At 38.5% G+C, this 19,456-nt stretch carries 13 protein-coding genes and 1 pseudogene; all 14 read left to right on the plus strand.

Annotation, left to right across the window (positions count from 1 at the left end):
* The coding region (locus tag BM102_RS05255; protein WP_177194911.1) for a transposase at window positions 1–291 on the plus strand (291 nt) is incomplete at its 5' end.
* A 372-nt stretch (window positions 292–663) separates the two neighbouring features.
* Window positions 664–1,491 (plus strand): PDDEXK family nuclease, encoded by an 828-nt coding sequence (locus tag BM102_RS05260; RefSeq protein WP_090479663.1) that lies wholly within the window; start codon window positions 664–666, stop codon window positions 1,489–1,491.
* Between the two features lie 244 nt (window positions 1,492–1,735).
* Window positions 1,736–6,967, plus strand: a complete 5,232-nt coding sequence (locus BM102_RS05265) for a SpaA isopeptide-forming pilin-related protein (protein WP_090479666.1) — start codon at window positions 1,736–1,738, stop codon at window positions 6,965–6,967.
* Window positions 6,968–6,989: 22 nt separating this feature from the next.
* A complete protein-coding gene (locus BM102_RS05270) occupies window positions 6,990–8,429 on the plus strand; it encodes a SpaA isopeptide-forming pilin-related protein (protein WP_090479669.1) in 1,440 nt (479 codons plus the stop codon).
* 98 nt (window positions 8,430–8,527) lie between these two features.
* Entirely contained in the window at window positions 8,528–9,421 is an 894-nt protein-coding gene (locus BM102_RS05275; RefSeq protein WP_090479672.1) for a class C sortase, read from the plus strand.
* Window positions 9,402–10,283: a class C sortase gene (locus BM102_RS05280; protein ID WP_044933730.1), complete on the plus strand. Its 882-nt coding sequence runs from the start codon at window positions 9,402–9,404 to the stop codon at window positions 10,281–10,283. The genes BM102_RS05275 and BM102_RS05280 overlap by 20 nt, the downstream gene beginning before the upstream one ends.
* Before the next feature lie 17 nt (window positions 10,284–10,300).
* Window positions 10,301–11,374, plus strand: coding sequence for a DUF5979 domain-containing protein (locus BM102_RS05285; protein ID WP_090479674.1), 1,074 nt, complete (start codon window positions 10,301–10,303; stop codon window positions 11,372–11,374).
* A gap of 13 nt (window positions 11,375–11,387) precedes the next feature.
* On the plus strand, window positions 11,388–11,960 hold the full coding sequence (locus BM102_RS05290) for a hypothetical protein (RefSeq protein WP_090479676.1): 573 nt from the start codon (window positions 11,388–11,390) through the stop codon (window positions 11,958–11,960).
* Window positions 11,960–12,730, plus strand: a complete 771-nt coding sequence (locus BM102_RS05295; protein ID WP_090479679.1) for a hypothetical protein — start codon at window positions 11,960–11,962, stop codon at window positions 12,728–12,730. Before BM102_RS05290 ends, BM102_RS05295 begins: the two co-directional genes overlap by 1 nt.
* A 12-nt stretch (window positions 12,731–12,742) precedes the next feature.
* The gene (locus BM102_RS05300; RefSeq protein ID WP_090479682.1) at window positions 12,743–13,597 is read left to right on the plus strand and encodes a hypothetical protein; all 855 of its coding nucleotides are present in this window, start codon (window positions 12,743–12,745) and stop codon (window positions 13,595–13,597) included.
* A gap of 1 nt (window position 13,598) precedes the next feature.
* Window positions 13,599–14,789 (plus strand): hypothetical protein, encoded by a 1,191-nt coding sequence (locus BM102_RS05305; RefSeq protein ID WP_090479684.1) that lies wholly within the window; start codon window positions 13,599–13,601, stop codon window positions 14,787–14,789.
* Window positions 14,790–14,911: 122 nt separating this feature from the next.
* Window positions 14,912–15,265, plus strand: coding sequence for a hypothetical protein (locus tag BM102_RS05310; RefSeq protein WP_090479686.1), 354 nt, complete (start codon window positions 14,912–14,914; stop codon window positions 15,263–15,265).
* Window positions 15,266–15,269: 4 nt separating this feature from the next.
* A complete protein-coding gene (gene srtB / locus BM102_RS05315; protein ID WP_090479689.1) occupies window positions 15,270–16,514 on the plus strand; it encodes a class B sortase in 1,245 nt (414 codons plus the stop codon).
* A gap of 155 nt (window positions 16,515–16,669) precedes the next feature.
* A pseudogene (locus BM102_RS14260) lies at window positions 16,670–19,456 on the plus strand (hypothetical protein); the annotation flags it as partial.

Genomic DNA, 19,456 nt, shown 5'->3' on the forward strand with positions numbered 1-19,456 from the left:
ATTTTGGATGAAGGATTTGAGGATAGTATAACAATCATGGCATTGCCTTCAAAATATCGTATCTCTTTAAGAACAAGTAACATCATCGAACGAGAAAACAGAGAAATAAGACGACGTGAAAAAGTAATACAAATCTTTCCTAACAGCGAATCAATCATTCGACTTATTGGAGCAATCCTCTACGATGATCACAATGACTGGAGCGTAGCTCAGAGGCTTTTTGACATGCAGGAGTACTACGATAACCTCAATAAAATACAAAAGGAGCTCATAAAAATGAGAGTGGCCTGAGGAATACTATTTTAACTGAAAGATGAATTTACACACAAATATGGACTTGACTCTAGTTGGACTATATCAGGAGAAAAGATAGAGGATATATAGTCGGTGGAGATGGGCTGTGACTATATAGGAGCCTTCTAGCGGGCTATATATAGTCAAAATTGGGCTATCGGACTATAAATTACGAGACGATAGGGAATATATAGTCAATTATTAGTCAAAATGACTATATGGACAGGCGAATGGAAATATATATAGTCCGAGACGGCGAAAATGACTATTAAAGGACTGGCTTCTATTGTATTTATAGTCAGTGGCCTATATTGCTGACTATAAATAGTAAGGGGATGGGGAGTTCTATAGTTAAAAGATAGATGAGGAATGGAAAGGAAACATATGACAAGCTACAAACAGATTTTAAAACTATTGAATGCTCGCAAGGTGGAGCTTGATATGGTTATTGAAACAAAGAAGATTGAATTGAAAAATGCTCCAGAAGGAGAATTACGTACTGCAAAGTGTAGAAATAAGATTCAGTATTTCAAAAGAGAGAAAGGCGGCGATTCAAATGGAGAATACATAAAGTATTCTGATATAGATTTGGCGAGTCGATTAGCACAGAAGGAATATGATAATTACGCTATACAAGCAGCCGAGAAGGAAGTGAAACTGTTAGATAGTATGAAAAGATTGTATGATGGGAGAGCTATTGAGCATATTGGATTAAAAATGGTTAAAGCCAAAATGGCGTTGGTTACACCAGTGGAGAAGTCTGACGAGGATTTTGTGTCGGAATGGTTGGCGCAGGAGTATGAGCCATTTGACTATTATAGTGAAGCGCTTACATATGAGAATAGTAAGGGAATAAAGATGAGGTCGAAGTCGGAGGTGCTGATTTCGAATATATTGGATGAGCTAGGGATTCCTTATTTGTACGAGAAGCCGCTGAAGCTTTCAAAATATAAGACGGTGAGTCCAGATTTTACTTTGCTTGATATGCGGACTAGGCAGGAGGTCTATTTGGAGCACCTGGGAATGCTGGATAATATGGATTATGTAGAGAAGAATATGAATAAGATACGGGCCTATGAAGAGGCTGGCATTTATATAGGAAGTAGGCTGTTGATTTCGCATGAGGCAAGAAATGCCCAATTTAACGCAAAGAGTGTGAAAGGAATGCTGTCGGAATACTTTGATAAAAGAATTTAAGTAATAGGTTTTAGCAAAAACGCAATACAAAAGAATAACGTCTTTGTTCAGATTTACGATACTTTTACTCCAAGTTTTTTAGCTTGGGGTATTTTCTTGCCAAATTTTTGCACTTCCTGCCAACCCACTTTAAAAACGTTACACGGTGTAATAACATATCATTCGGAACACAAGATTGACACAGTTTATATACATTATCGACACATATATCGTTTCAGTTAACGTTTAAGGGAGTATTTGTTAAATGAAAAAGAACAGATTACTTAACAGAACATTGTCTTTTGGTCTTGCACTTGCGCTATTTCTTTCTTCACCTGCATCAGTGTACGCTGAAGAAATTAATAATGCGTCTGTGGAGAACATCGTTGATAATAAAACCGAGGAGGTTACTGCTTCTGATGGAGGGGAGTCATCAGGTGGCAAATCAACAAATACCTCTGAGGAAACAAAATCTGAGACTGGTTCAGAATCAGAAGGTTCTGACCAGACAGGCTCAGGTGATTCTACACCTGAGGCTAATAATTCCAATTCAGAAGAGCAAGTTAATAATGAAGTGGCTTCTGACCCTGCATCAGAGACACCTGTTACTGAAATAACAGAGGATGAACAGAAGGAAGAGCAGAATGACGATGCTGATGAACAGGGTGATGATGAGTCAGATAAAGATGATGAACCGAACGTTGCAAAAGAAGAAGTTGTTCAGCTTGGTGACTTTAACGTAAAAGCTCAGATTCCTGAAGGAGCATTTTCTTCAAATGAAGTTGAGTTTGTTGTAAAGCCATATTCATTATCTGATGAAGAGTTTCAAAAGGTTGATGAAACTTTAGATGAAGATAAGTGCTACAGTGACTACTATTCGTTTGATATTCATTTTATGGTTGATGGTAAAGAAGAAGAACCATCAAAGCCAGTAGTAATTACTTTTGAGTCTAACTTAATTGATGATATTGACGTTGTACATACTGACGATAGCGGTAATACAGAGGTTATTGAAACAGAAGGCACTTCTTTTGAGAGTGATACATTTAGTGTTTTTACACTTGCTACAGATGGTAATTCACACAATGGTATAGGAACAATAAACTGGTATTGGGAAGATGCCATACAAGATGGGGATTATACTCAAATAGTCCAGCATTATGCTCAAGCAAGAGTTCTTGCTGTGGACGAAAATGGCAATACTGTTGTTACAAATAAAAAATTTGACAAGGTTCTATTAGATTCTAGAAATCAGGACAAAGGTAATCTATCTGGCAATGATCAAGGTATGGATAAAGATTACTTTGCAGATTTGGCTCCACAAATAGATGGTTATTCATTCGAGGGAACATTTGCCACAAAAGATTTTTCATCTGAAAAACAGATTTCAAACATTAGTTATAATACTGCCGATAGTTCAAGTAATTATTGGTACGCTGTAAATAGTAAAACAAAAAGTTGGGAAAAATTATTCGCGAACGATTCAAAATCTAATTACGTTGAAATCTACTTCTTGTATACCAAAGGTGATGATGACGCAAACGTAACCTACTTCAAGGCCAATCTTTTTGATTATGAAAAGGATTATGTAAATAATGAAACCATGAAGGAGGACAAAACTAATGGTGCTTTAGTTTTCCATGAGTGCGGCGGTAATGTTAATGGAGATGCTGCAAATTACTACAAGCAAAGATGGAACTTATGTAACACTATTGGTAATTCAGATGGTACGGCTACTGCATATCAGGGAACAGTAAATAAATATATGCAAAACAACTTGCCAGTTTATAAGTATGCTTTTGCAGATATTTTTAATCTAGATAGTCCATTGTTTACAGGGGCGACTGGTAGGGATACTGAAACAAAGACAGACGATACAGTTGTTTACAAAGACGTTTTAATTCCTTTCTATCAGGAAGATGGTTACTATGTTTTTGATACAACTACAAATGATGCAAATAATCAGAGAAACTATTATACATACAATAGTTCAAGTAACAAGTTAGAAAGATCAAAAGTATACAATCAGAATAATGGATTCTGGCCATTTGGAACAGATGATTATTATTTTGGAATGAGCTTCCAGGTTAATTTCAACATTAACGAGGATGGACTTACAGATGATGATACCAAGCACACAAAGTTCGAGTTTGCAGGTGATGATGATGTATTAGTATTTATTGATGGCAAGCTTGCACTCGATATGGGCGGTGTTCATGAGACTGTAAAGGGCGATATTGATTTTGCTACAGGAGAATGCAAAGTTACATACGCTTATAACTCTGATAAAAAAATAAATAGAGGAGTTGAAACAAGATCACTTTATACAGACGTGCTCGAGTATTCTAGTAAAGAAGCGGGTATGTCAGCTTTATCAAAGGGTGCTCACACACTAACAGTATTTTATCTCGAAAGAGGTGCTGGACAATCAAATTGCAAGATTAAGTTCAATTTTGTAAACACAGATATAGCAGCACCTGTAGATGTTTACTTCAACAAAGTTGATGAAGTAAATAATCCACTTGCTGGAGCAGAGTTTGCTCTTTATGCAGAGAGTGATGAGAATTGCATAGGCGATTCTTTATATACAGCAACATCCGGTACAGACGGAAAAGTATTATTTAAAGATGTCGAAGCAGGCACTTACTACCTGAAGGAGACAAAAGCACCTGTTGTTGGCGAAGGAGAAACACAGATTGCTTATGCATTAACCAATGTTATTTACAAGGTAACAGTTACAGCAGGAAAATCTGAAGTAGTTAATGGGCAGCCTGTTGTAAAAGAAGCAGGTAGCTTCAAGATTGTTGCTGTTGGAGATGAGGAAGAAACTCCGGTGACAACAATTGTAAACAAGCAGATGTCTAGCAAGACTGTTGTTGATTACAGTAAGACAGCTAAGGTTAATAATTGGGATAATCGTATTTACGATATCACCTTAACTGCAAATGCTCAGGGTATTAAATATGTGCCAACTATAGAAACTATTCCTGCACCTGTAGATGTAATGCTTGTTGTGGATGCTACATATTCAATGTATTTCCCAGGTGATTTAACCACCTATACAAGGGGAACATCCAGATTAGATACAAGTGTAACTAAGAATTCGGGAAAGAGATATTATTTCGAAGGTGCCCCAGATTCGTACACTGTTTATGAAGTATTCTATGATGATGGATGGAAATATGTGGATTCATCATCAGCACAAGGTATGAATAACTATGGTGGAACTGGTGATATAGCATCCCTTACAGAGTCGGTTGTGCTTAAATTTAATAATAATAATAGTGTAAAGGTATACACTGATTATTGGTGCACTAATGAGGCGACATCAGTAAGTGAAAAGGCAGACCGTTATTACTATAAATATAATGGTGCGACATATGAGTTTGGCTACAGTGGATATCAGTGGTTATATAAAAGGACTGATAAAACTAAATGGAATGCCCTCAACGGTGAATTCCAGTACACCTACAAATATGGTGACAAAGAAGTAACTCAGTTCTTCACATCACCATCTAATGGAAAAGTAACTAGATTATCTAGCTTACAAGATCAGATAGGAGATTTTATTGACACATTAGCAGAGATTAATCCTAGCAACAGAATAGGAATTGTTTACTTCAATTCTGGTTCGGGAAAGCTTGCTGATTTGACAACATTAAATGCTGAGGGCGCAGCTAAAATAAAGAGCATAATTACTGGCAGCAGAAGCGATTCAAAATCTCTTGCTAGTAAGATTGGATCAGGAACTGACCAATCATTAGGTTTGGGCGCAGCAGTATCGCTGTTTGACGATGAATCTAATCGTATGAAGTACACATTCCTAATTTCAGATGGATGTCCTACTGCATCTAAAGATAATGTAGTTAATTCATTGAGACAAAGTGTTAATACTCTTAATGGTAAGAATGTTACTTGCTTGAGCTTAGGAATTGATGTTCATAGTAATTCAAATAAGACTTCAACAGCTGATCAGGTATTAAAGGCAGCTGCATCAAGATCAGATTTGTATTACACATCTACATCAGAAGAATTGTATAAGCAGTTTAAGCTAGTTACAGAGGAGATTACAAAGTACAAGGCAGTTACTGTTTATAAGTCAGGTACAATTGTTGATTACATTGATGATAGATTTAGTTTGGTTGGAAATCCAAGTGATTACGGCGGAACAGCAATCACAGATGCTTCAGGAAATGTGATTGGAATTAAGTGGACTGTAGAAGAAATCAAGAATTGGGAAAAGACCATAAAGGTTCAGGCTAAATCAGATTTTATAGGCGGAAATGTTATTACTACTAATACACCGGATTCTGGTGTGATTGTAGATGACACATTCTACCAGTTCAAAGAACCAACGGTTAATGTAAAGCTTTTAGATTTGTCAATTGAAGGTAACGAGACAACACTTCTGAAAGATGATACATATTCACCGGTTGCAGCGGTTAATGAATTGCTAAGCACATTGACAACTTCTGATGGCAATAAGATTGCTAGGATAGTAGATGATAAGGTTTCTGCATCTTCATTGCTTGATGGTGAGAAAGTTACAATTCCTTATACATATGGAAGCAAAAATGATTATGTTGGTGATATCGAGGTTTACCTGGAGAAGGCTAACAATGCAGTTGATGCGGTTGAGAAAGAAGGGCTAGTCGTTGCATCAGTATTAGGTGATGATAGTTATTCATACATCTTGCATATCTCTTACATTGCTAAGGAATATGGTGATAGATGTTCCGAGGTAGTCAAAGGAAATGTAACCACTCCTGATAGTGATGATGTAAGTACAGGCTACTATCTAAAGTCAGTTGCAGATACAAATATCGATAATGCAATCAGAAGAAACGATGATGCTAGCTACAGTATAAATGTAGTAGATGCAGCAATTCTCGTTGATAAGATTGGAAGTATTGGTTCTACAACAGGATTGTTTGGAGCACAGTATAAGGTTTCTACAACAAGTGATTTTAAAGATTCATTTAGAAATGCTACAACAGCAGGCGATAATGAAACATACAAGTCAATGGTAATTGATGGACTTGGAATCGGAACCTTCTATATTAAAGAGGTTAAAGCTCCAAATGGATATTCGTTAAGTGATGAAATATTCACATTAACAATTGCTAATACAGGAAAAGCTAGTGAGTACAAGATGACAATCAAGTCATCTAATGGCAGAAGCTTTACTGATGAAATATCAAAAGTATTTAGTGTATTAGCTGATAACGCTACGGACAGCGGATACTTCTTCAATGAGGAAGGAAAAGCCATCCAAAGCAATTCAACATGCTATCTACTTAATGAGACAGAAGATGATTACACAGTAGTTGTCGGAACAGAAGCTGCAAAGATAGCGTTTAGCGCTGTTGATCCAGTGCTTTACACACTTCCAGAAACAGGTGGAAGCGGAGTTTACGTTTATACAATCGGCGGTATCCTACTAATGATTGCGGGGGCGCTGTTGTTATATAAAAACAAGAATAATAAAAGCAAATAAAGGAAAAGGAGAGAAAAGAAAGATGAAAAAGATCAGAAAAATCGTTGCTCTTGCACTTGCAACAGTAATGATGATGGCAATGAGCATTACAGCTTTTGCCGAAGAAGCTACAGCTTCAGTAACAATCACAAATTTCCCAGAATCATCAGAGGGGGCCACAGTTAATGCTTATCAGATTGCTTCAGTTAAAGATAATGAAATTGAAGTAGTTGATTGGGCTAAAAGCGCTGGTTTTGACAAGGTAGCAACTAAAGATGATACACAGGAAATCGAAATGACACCAGAGGTAGCAAAGAAGTTAGCTGAGACATTCAATCAGGAAACAGCTGGCAAACCTGTTACAACAAAGGTTACAAAGGGTGTTGCTACATTTACAAATCTTGCAGCTGGTGCATATTTCTTCACAGTTGCAGGAAATGATGACTTAGACTACAACGCAATGGTTGCAGTAACAGTTAAGAGAGATGAAAATGGTAACTACGTAGTAAAGAACGCTGAGCTTAAGGCTAAGAGCGAGCCAAAGAAGGTTCAGAAGTCAGAAGATGACAAGTATGTTACTACAAAGGAAGATCATGTAGTTACTTATACAGTTTCAACAACAGTACCTTTCGTAAAGCCAAAAGAGACAATCGAGAAGAAGTTTGCTATCTGCGATAAGCTTGTTGGTGGTAAGTATGCTGTAAAGGATAACGGCAAACTTGAGGTTAAGATTAATGTTGGTGGTACAGACTTAGATCCAAGAGAAGTAGAAATCGTTGATAATGGTTTTGAGCTTAATCTTAACGATTTAGTAGTAGAGAATGCTCATGCAAATGAGAAAGTTGTACTTACATACGGTGCTATCGCAACAGATGTTAAGATGTACAACACAGCTTACTCAATCACACCAAAGCATCAGTCAGATGATCAGTTCGAGACAACTTCTGTATACGCTTATACAGGAAAGCTTATTGTTGAGAAGGTTGGCGAGAATGAAGAGCCACTTGAGAATGCTGAATTCATCATCATCAAGATGGATGGTGACAAGGAGTTATATGCAGTTCTTGATAAGAATAACAATAATAAGTTCTTAAGCTGGACTTCAAACAAGGAAGAGGCTACTCCAATCGTTACAAAGTTCAACGCAGATAAGACAGCTGCAACAGCTTCCGCATTCGGTTTTGACGTAGCAGATAATGGCGAGGCAAACACATATTACTTCGAAGAAGTTAAAGCTCCAAATGAGTGGACAATTAACACAGAGAAGAAGGAAGCTAAGTTTGTCATTGAGTCATCTAATTATAACAGTCAGCAGTCAGCTGATGAAGAGTATGTTGTAACAGTTAAGTATCAGGATAGTAAGCTTGCACAGCTTCCATTCACTGGTGGTATGGGTACAACAATCTTTACAGTACTTGGTGTAGCTATCATGGCTATGGCTTCAGCTCTTTACTTTGCAACAAAGAAGAAGGCTACAAAGTAATTAATATTCGCTGAGTTAAAGAAATGAAAAAATGATGTGGCCCGGCGGCTGAAAGGCCGCTGGGTACACTATCAAGGAGAGGACAACAGTTAGACACAATGAAAGCATTTTTACTGAAACATTACAAAACTATAGCGACTGCAGCGTTGATGATTGTTGGTTTGTCCTTGTTGGTGTACCCACTGGTTGCAAACACTTGGAATAATCATGTGCAGGCAACTTTGGTAAACAACTACACAGAGGCTGTTGATACAGCTATTTCAGAAGGTTCACTGGATGTTGATGCTGAGCTTGAAAAAGCATACGAGTACAACGAAGAGTTGTTGCCTTCTATTTTGCCAGATTCTTTTGCTGAGGCAGAAGCAAATGGCACAGATGAAACTTACATGAGCTTACTTAACACCAACGGTGATGGAATCATGGGATACATTCAGATTCCTTCAATCAATGTAAAGCTTCCTATTTTCCACACAACATCGGAAGAGGTTTTACAGATTGGTGTTGGCCATTTGGAAGGTTCATCACTTCCAGTAGGCGGAGAGAATACACATTCAGTTCTTTCTGCACATCGTGGTCTTCCAAGTGCTACACTATTTACAGACTTGGACAAAGTTCAAATTGGAGATGATTTCTTCATTATTATCATGGGCGAGTATTACGCTTATGAAGTTGATCAGATAGAGGTGGTTGAGCCTGATGATACATCACTCCTTCAGGTAGAGGATGGTCAGGATCTTTGTACATTAATTACATGTACACCATATGGTGTAAACACTCAGCGTCTTATGGTTAGAGGCCACAGAGTGCCATATACACCAGAGCTTTTGGCAGATGCAGACACTCCACTTTTCGGAGCAGTCAGCTTACATACAAATTACCTTCTTTGGGTAATAGTTGGACTTGCTATTGTAGGAGTGTTCATCTTAGTACTTTACATAATGGACAAGAAGAGAAGTAAGAAGGACAAGGCAGTTGAAACAAAGAGTTATTAAGATTTTACTAATTCTATTATTTCTTGTAGGTTTTGGCTTGCTGGCATATCCTACTGTATCAAATGAGTGGAATGTATATGTTCAAAGCACACTCATTAATGACTATGAAGATTCCTTGTCGGAAATGACCGAGGAAGATTACACAAAAGAGTGGGAGGCAGCCAGAGCATTTAACGAACAGATTACAGAAAATGCCATTGGCACAGATGTATTCGGGGCAAATGCGGATGGTGATGCAACAACTCCTACAGATGAGTTTTTAAACTCAGAGTACTATTCAGTGCTCAATGTTAATGGCGATGGAGTTATGGGCTATTTGTCCATTCCAAAGATAAATCTAAAGCTATCAATCATGCATGGCACATTTGATGAGTACATCCAGACAGCTTTAGGACACATGAATGGAACAGCACTTCCAATTGGAGGTGAAGGAACACATTCAGTAATAGTTGGTCACAGAGGTTTGCCAAGTGCAGAGCTTTTTACAAACATTGATCAGCTAGAGGTTGGAGATAAGTTTTACATCCACGTCTTAGATGAGACACTTGCTTATCAGGTGGATATGATTTATCCAATGATTGAGGCAGAGGATATTACTTCTCTTCAAAATGCAATGAAGGTGGAAGAGGGCAAAGATTACGTCACACTTTTCACCTGTACACCATACGGTGTAAACACACACAGACTTTTGGTGCGAGGCACCCGAGTTGAGTACCTGGGAGAGGATGAAGTTCCTACCGGTGCAGCAGCTGTTGCTGAGACAGTGAAGAATTACTACTTGATTATGGGCATTGCCGGATTTATTGCGGCAGTGATTATCATATTAATAATAAGAAGGATATTTAAAAAGAAAACCGCATAAGCTGAAGGGAGAACTCAGTGAAAAGTTTAATTTTTAAGAAAAAGAATTTAATAGCCTTTGCGATGGCAGCAGTAGTAGCTGTGGCAGGATTTGGTGCGTATAGAGCACAGGCAGCTGTTAAGATTGATGAGAACGAGCCATGTTCAATTACTGTGAGGTTTGAAAATCCAGCCAATGCGACTGGCGCAACTGATGCCAATAAAATCACTTCATATAATGGTGATGTGGAAGTTGATTTCTATAAGTTGGCTGAGGTGAAAGTAAACGGAGATATAGGAACTCCAGTATCTGGCGTTGATCTTTCAGCATTAAGCAATTCAAATGTTGATGCAGCCCAAGTCAAGAAAATTGCTGCTAATGCATATGAGAAGGTTAAGGATACAAAACCAGATAAAACAACCACAATCAATCCTAGCAAAGAAACGAAAAAGTCAGTTGATGTTAACCGCGGTATTTACCTTTATGTTGTAAAGGATTTCCAGAACAATCAGTACGAATATACATTTGAAAAGTCTATTGTGATGGTTCCATACAGCACAACAATTTCTCAGGGAACAAAGGTTGACGAAAACGGAAATATCGTAGAGACAACAACTAGTGATGAATGGATTTACAATCCAGAAATTGCATTGAAATACAGTGTGGAAGAGATTTATGGAAGCCTTGTAATTGAAAAAGAGTTGAAGACTTACAACAAATCACTTGGAACTACACCATTTGTATTTGAAGTTGAAGCATCTTATGATAAAGGTGAAAGCAAGGAAATAGTTTACAGCAATGTGTTTACAATGAACTTTAGTGAGCCTGGCAAACAGACAGTTGAGGTTCCTAATATTCCTGCAAACTCAACAGTAGTTGTTACTGAGGTATACTCAGGTGCCAGCTACAAAGAAGTTGTTTCAGCAGATGAGACACACAAAGTTACAATCCAAAAGGATGTTACTGCAAAAACAAAATTCACCAATGATTACGATAATCAGACAGATGTGGGAGCAATCAGTATAGAGAACCACTTCAATGAGAATGGTTATGTGGATTCTAATATTAATCCAAATAGCACAACTACAGAAAATGTAGAAACTGAAAACTAAGGAGGAGAGGCAAATGAAATACAAAAAATATTTACTTGTTGCCGCTGCTCTTGTAGTAATCGGTGCAACAAGTATAAAGCCAGCAATGGCATACTTCACAAATTCACATCAGGCAGCAGGAACTGTTACAGTTCACTTGGGAGATTTGGAAATCACACCAAATGAGAATGCTAAGGAATGGACAAAAGAAATAACAGTACAAAATACTGGTGATTACGATGTGTTTGTTAGGGTAAAGGCAATCTGTGGTTCACAGTACAGTGCTAACCTCACAAGTGGTGAAGGCTGGAGCTACAACAATGATGGTTATTACTACTACAGTGATTTGTTAGCAAAAGATGCAACATCATCAGTACTTAAGCTTACAATTACACCTCCAGAAGGCTTAGAGAACGAAGAATTCAATGTAGTTATCGTTCAGGAAGCTGCAAAAGCAGTGGATGAGAAAGATGCTGATGGCAACAAGACGGGCAAGTTGGTAGCAGCGTGGGATGAAGCAATAATGAAACAGGATAAGTTCGAAGCTAAGTTCCATGATGACACTACAGCACCAACAGATAGCACAAGTGAAGGGGGGAATAATTAATGAAAAAGTTATTTAAGAACCCTTTAACAATGCTTGTAGTTGGATTAGTACTTGTAGCAGGAAGCTCAGTTGGTGCCACAAGAGCAGCATTGAGCTATTCTGATTCGGCAGAAGAGGTTTCATTTGAAACAGAACAATTATTTGTAGATTTAATAGAAAATCAAAATGGCTCTGAAGTTAGTGTAGCCATGAGCAATTCTGATTCAAATCAGAACAGCACCGTTGGCAAGCTTTCATTTACAAATCTAACTAGCCAGATTACCGATGAGAATCCTCTTCAGATTAATCATGATTACGATGAAGATGTTTTTGTCCAGAATACATCAACAGGCGAAGCTTATAGCGAGTACGTAAGAGTGCTTGTTAGAAAGAGCTGGATTAAGAATGATAAATCAAAAGATACTAGATTAGATCCTTCAGTAATAACACTTAAGGCAGCAGATGGTTGGCTTATTGATGAAAATGAGAGCACTACAGAAGGTACTGTTTACTATTACACGAAGCCAATCGCGGTTAAGGAACAGGTTCAGTTTTTGGATGCCATCTCGTTTGAAAGAGAAATCCTTGATGGTGTTACAACTACAAAGGTTAATGAAGATGGTACAGTTGTAGAGAATGTTTACGGCTATGATGGCAAGACATTCGAGATAGAGATTCGTGTTGATGCAGTTCAGACACACAGCGGCGCAGAAGCAATTCTTGGTGCCTGGGGTGTTGAGGCAACAATCGATTCAGATGGAAATATTACTTCAATTAATAGTTCTAACTAAGGGAGAGTAATGATGAAAAAGAAATATATGAATATTGTCCTTGCTCTCACTTTGGTGGCAGCAGGATTCATAGGATTAAAAACTGAAGCTCTTGCAGATACTTTAGATCCAGTTACATGGACTGTTACATATGATGGGACAGATACTTTCGGTACCACATATGATGCAGAAACAGCTAAAGTTACTGGTGCAATGCCAGGAGACATAATCACATATGAAGTGACATACAAAAATGCATCTACAGAGGCAGCAAACTTCTACATGGATGCAAATGTTGTAAAAACACTTGAGGAAGGCAGTGACGCAACAGGTGGTGCTTATACCTACAAAATCCTTTCAGACAAATCTACTACACCACTTTTTGATAGTGAGACTGTCGGTGGTGATAACGAAGAAGTTAAAGGTCTTATGCAGGTAAACGGAAATGAAGATGGTTACTTTGACCTTGGTACTTTGGCAGTAGGAGATAGCGGAAAAGTCACTGTAATTATCGTGCTTGATGGTAATACACAGTCTAACAGTTATATGTCTGCAATTGGTCAGTTAAGTATCATGTTTGCTGCAGAGCCTGAGTCAAATGATAACGAAGGTATTGTTATCACAAAGACTGTTACAAAAACAAATACTGTTTTCAATCAGATTGTAAACCACAGTAAGCAGAAGGTTTCAAAGAAGGTAGAAAGAACTCTTCCTAACGGAACACAGATTGTTGTTATCGAAGACGAGGATACACCATTATTTGGAGAGAATCCTTTGACAGGCGATAGCATTCTGCCACTTGTTTTCTGCGGTATCACATTATTATTGGGATTATTCCTTATTTTCATGTACTTCAGAATGACTAGAAATAATAAGGAGGTGGCCTAAGATGAAAATCTTAAAGAAAGCTTTTAGCGTAATCTTTACACTTGCCTTCTTATTATCAGTGTTTGCTTTTGATTCTACAGTAGTAAATGCAACAGAGGATACTACAGAAGAAACTACTACAGAAGAAAGTACTACACAAAAAACTAATACAGTTTCTACATATACCTACAGAATTAAGATTTCCCTTGGAAATAACGCAAATGCGTATTTTGATGATGCAGCAGTAGCAGAGCTAGCAGCGCGAGGAGCGCAAGAACCAAAATACACAGTATCAAAATCGGAGTCAGGTAAGAACCTAGTTATCAGCAAGTTAGCTTATGATTCAAATGTCACATTCAACTTTGGTGATCTTATCAAAGTAAAGACTGATAATACTGAGACAGAGACTTCTAAGTACTATGTAAAGGGGCTTAGAGTTGCAGGTAGTGATGATTTAGTAAATGATACAAATAAGAGTGTAACGCTTCACGTAGTAGGTGATGAGTCTTATGTTGTAGCTTACGGCGTTGGAAATATTATTTCATACACTGTTCGCTATGTAGACGAAGATGAAAATGAACTTTTGCCTGATGAAACTCTTTACGCAGCAGAAGGCGAAGTAGTTTATGTTCCAGCTCGTCATATTAAGGGATATGTTCCTGACTACTACTATAGAACAGCTTCAAATGGTCTTAAGAAGGATACAGTTTTCACATTCGAATATCACAAGCGTGTTATTGGTGAGGAAACAGAAGTAATAGAAAAGACCGAAACATCTTCATCAACAGTGGAAGGTGATCCAGAGTATGAGTATGAATACGAATACATCGATGGCGGTTCTACAGGAACAACAACTGGTGGTGGAAACACAACAGTTACAACTCAGAACAATGGCGGTGGCAACGGTGGTACAGTAAACAACCGTGCCGATGCAGGTGATGGAGCCGGTGCTGGCGATGCAGATGCAGACGCAGCAGGAAATGAAGGCGGCGAAACAATCGAAGATGACAATACACCAGGTGGTATCTTAGACATCGACGATGAAGAAGTTGCTAAGGCCGGTGGCACTCGCGATACATTGATTCGCAATATGATTATTGGAATCATCATCGCAATCATCGCAGTTGCTTCAATTCTTGTTACACTTTACATTGCAAACAAGAAGAGAAAGCAGGAGCTTGTAAAAGTTGAAAAGCACGACGATAATGAATAAATAAGTTTTTAAGAGGAAGCGATTTGCTTCCTCTTTTTTTATTAATACTTGCCATTTTTATTATTTATTTGCCAATTATTTCAGTACGGGGTGAAAATATGTTACACTGTCTATGAGGAAACATGCGTAAAGTTTTTAGAGGTATTATTAGTTTCTTCAGGGGAGCAAAAGAGAATATGAGGGGAAAGATTAAAAAGAGCATTTTAATATTATGCTTGAGTTTATTCTTAGCCCTGCCGGTTTATGCTAGCGAAGATACTGACAACAAAGAACAAACGCAGGAGCAAGTAGTAGACGAATCAAAGCAGCAAGTGGAAATAGAAGAAGAGGAAGTTCCGCTTGGATTAGAAAACATGGCTACCTTTGAGCGATATAAACGTGATGTGGTAGTTATGATAGTCTTTGGCTCGTTGGTTGTTGTGACTACCATTGCCGCAACAATCAAAGAAAAAAACGAGAGGGAAAAACTAAACTAGCACAATGAATTCTAGAGTATTAAAAGTAACAGGAAATCTTTTAATTGGATTAATAATTCTAGCATGCTTACCAGTAGCGGTACCAAAGTTGCTAGGTTTACAAACATATAACGTAATATCAGGATCGATGGAGCCTTCTATATCAGTAGGCTCCATTGTCTATGTGAAGAATGCTGAGTTTGATGAGCTAGCAGAGGGCGATGTAATTGCATTCGAATCTGGCGCTAGCGTGGTGACTCACCGAATCACATCTATTGATTCGCAGTCGAAGCTTATCACTACAAAGGGTGATGCAAACGACACCGAAGATTTTGTTCCAGTAGCATATGTGAATGTCATTGGAAGGGTTGTGGCCCATGTTCCATTTTTAGGATACATTGCCTCATGGCTTTCTGAAATAACAGGAAAAGTTATAGCGGTGATGTTGTTAATCATTGGCTTGTTGCTTTCAAATTCAGGTGATAAAAGTCAGGATAAGGAAAAGGCTGAGAACAAAAAGCAAAATACGAAGGTTAACCCAAAGGTTTTCCTGGCTCTTGGCCTAGTAATTATCGTTGGTTCTATGAGTGGTTTCCTATATATATTTATGGATTATCAAAGCTCAAACAGTTTATATAGCGAACTTAATTCTTCCTATATAAATATAAATGAGCAGGTCAGCGACGATTCATGGGACAGCATGATAGATGTTGATTTTGAATCACTGCAGCAGATTAACCCAGACGTGGTTGCATGGATTTACGTGGAGGGTACAGATATCAGTTATCCTATTTTATATTCCGGTGATGATGAGACATATCTTCGCACCACAATGGAAGGCGAAAGCGCAAAGGCTGGTTCCATTTTCCTGGAGGGATACAATTATCCGGATTTTACAGATAGTCACAGCATTATCTACGGCCACAACATGAGAAACCTCTCAATGTTTGGTACGTTAAAATATTACAAATCAGAGGAAGGATATTTGGATGAGCATCGATATTTCCAGATAATTACCCCTGATTCGAAAATGCGATATGAGATTTTTTCATACTTTGATACGGAGGCTGCATCTTGGGTTTATGCGGTGCCATATTCAGATTGTGAAGAGTTCGATGATTATATTTCAGAGCTGCTTCGTCATTCATACGAAGTAGTGGATACAGAGGAAGTTACCTCAGCAGATAGGGTGGTGACCCTGTCGACATGCTCAACATCGGGCATGAGATTTACAGTACACGGAGTATTAAGAGAGAATATATCGTTATAAATTATCTCGATTTTTGTTATTTGGCAGAAATGTAACTTTTTTGGCAAAAATAGTTACGAAATTCTATTTAAAAATATAAATTGCGTGATAGAATAACATTAAATGATAATTGGACAATAATTTGTAATGGTATATTAAATAGAAGGAGTACAAGGATGTCAAAGAAGAAGGTCGAGAATTTGTTAAAGGGAGTGGCAATCACAGGCGCTACAGTTGGCGGGGCTTCAGTGCTTGGTGATGCTAATTTAGCTTATGCTGCTGAGCTTGGCGAAGAACAGGCTGCTGCTAATGCCGAAGGCGTTATCGTCCTTGAGACAACACAGGTTCAGGCAGAGCAGGTTGTTGAGACTACAGTTCAGTCAGTACAACAGGAAACAGTAGAAGTAGAGGCCGTTGCTGAATCTACAACTCAGATCGAAGAAGTTGATCTTGAAGCATCTGCCGTTACAAATACAGACGCACAGGTTGCAGCTAATCTTGATGAGACTGCACCAGTTGATGAAAATGCATCTAATGTTGCTTCTGAAGTTGCAGTTGTATCCGAATCAGCTAGCACTTCATTATCAACAGAGGAATCTCAGATAGAATCAACATCTGAATCATCTAAAGAATCTCTTTCAACAGAGACTTCTGAAATCGAATCTACATCGGCATCATCAGCAGATTCATTAAAATCAGAAAACGATGAAATTGAAAGTACATCAACATCTAATTCTCAGGAGTTAGCTTCAGAGTCAGCTAGCCTTTCTACAGCTATGTCTGAGGCAGAGGCTGCATATGAATCAGCATCTACATCTTTCTCAGAGGCAGGATTAGAGGATGATTATCTTGAGAATCTTATAAAGGAAATCGAGCAGGCACAGGAAGATCTTAAGGCAGCGCAGGAAGTTGCTAAGGCAAATGGCCAGTGGCTCAACCATTCAGGGTCTTCAAATAACTATTATGGATATGGCGATAAGCTTGCAAACCTTCTTATTCAGTATGCATTCTACCAGGAAGGCTATGTAGGTGAAATCGTATATAGCGAGTGGGATTCTAGTAGCTACACAACAAACAGCGTAAAGGTAACATACATCGATGCAGCTGGCGAGACAAAGTATGCTTACTTTGATTACGTAACAGTTGATGACAGTGGTAATGCACTTGCAGCAGGTGATGGTGCATCATTTAGCGGAACTGAGAATTCAGATCAGCATGACAATCCATATGTTGTTGGTGGAATCATGGTTGTTCAGAAGACAGTTCAGTATTCTGATGGTAATGGCAATGTCCTTACATGGGATTATCAGACTTTTACATCAGAGGATGGCACTGAGACTACAGAGTGTGTTTACTACATCAATGGTGTAGAAACAGATGCTGAGGTCGTTCTTAACGAGGATGGAACATTCTCTATTACAGGAAACTCAGCTATTAATTCAGAAACAACAATAGTTAGAGATACATGCTGGGGAACATATAAGTCAGCAGATGGAACAACTTACTACGATCTTGGACAGTATTCATCAGCAGATAACAATTGGAATAATACATTTGGCGGTTTGACTAGAAATACCAGTGATTCATCAGTTGGGGTTGTTTCCACAGATGCTTCAGGTATTAAGAGCGTTTCAACTCTAGTAGATGAAAGTGGTAATACAGTAAATCTTATCACACAGAAAAAGTCATATCAGTTAAATAAATGGGTATGGGCTGAAAAGTCTTATACAGCAATCGAAATCGGAGGCGAGACATACTACTATCACTCATCAAATATAGTAAAGAACGGTGATGGTACATATACTCTTTACGCATATACTGATGAGTCAGGCTCGACATATGAAACACAGGTTATCACGCTTTATTCAGCAGCAAGCACAGCATCTACCACAAACACATTCTCTCCAAAGTTTGTTGCTAAAGAGAATGATGGTAGCGACACATACACCAACAAGTTTGGTGAAGTTAAAGATGGTAACTTTGGAAAGAAAGGTTACGTATATTATTCAGAAGATGATTTCAATACAGGAAAAGATGACTATGCTGAGGAGAGAAGTCAGGTAACATCACTTTCAGAGTCGGCAAGCCAGCTTGCATCAGAGTCTTCATCTTGGGAAGCTTCTGTAAGTGCAAGTGCTGAGGCTTCACAGAGTGAGTCTGGAATCAGAAGCGAGTCATTATCAGAAAGCGCATCAACATCAGATAGCGCGTCACAGTCGCGCAGCCAGTCATTATCAGAGAGTGCAGCAGCATCTGATAGTGCATCATTATCAAGATCAGAGTCACTTAGTGCATCAGCAAGCGAAAGCGCTTCTATAAGTGAGAGCATTAGCACATCACTTAGCGCAAGCTTATCAGAGTATGTAAGCCAGAGCATGTCTGTAAGTGCTAGTGCATCTGCATCAGCAAGTGAGAGTGCATCGACAAGTGCCAGCACATCAGCAAGTGCAAGTACATCAGCAAGCGAGAGTAACTCAGTATCAGAGAGTACAAGTACATCACTTAGCGATAGCACATCAACAAGTTTAAGTGAGTCAACAAGTACATCACTCAGTGATAGCACATCAACAAGCTTGAGTGAGTCAACAAGCACATCACTCAGTGATAGCACATCAACAAGTTTGAGTGAGTCAACAAGCGCATCACTTAGTGATAGCACATCAGTAAGCAATAGTGAGTCAACAAGTACATCACTTAGTGATAGCACATCAGTAAGTTTGAGTGAGTCAACAAGTACATCACTTAGTGATAGTACATCAGTAAGCTTAAGTGACTCAGTATCAGAGAGTATAAGTACATCACTCAGTGATAGCACATCAGTAAGCTTGAGCGAGTCAATAAGTACATCGCTTAGCAATAGTGAGTCAGCAAGTGAGAGTACATCAACAAGTGCCAGCACATCAGCAAGTACAAGCGCATCAGAAAGTGCATCTACATCAGCAAGTTTGAGTGAGTCAACAAGT

This window comes from Pseudobutyrivibrio sp. JW11 (assembly GCF_900115355.1).
GTDB classification, from domain to species: domain Bacteria; phylum Bacillota; class Clostridia; order Lachnospirales; family Lachnospiraceae; genus Pseudobutyrivibrio; species Pseudobutyrivibrio ruminis.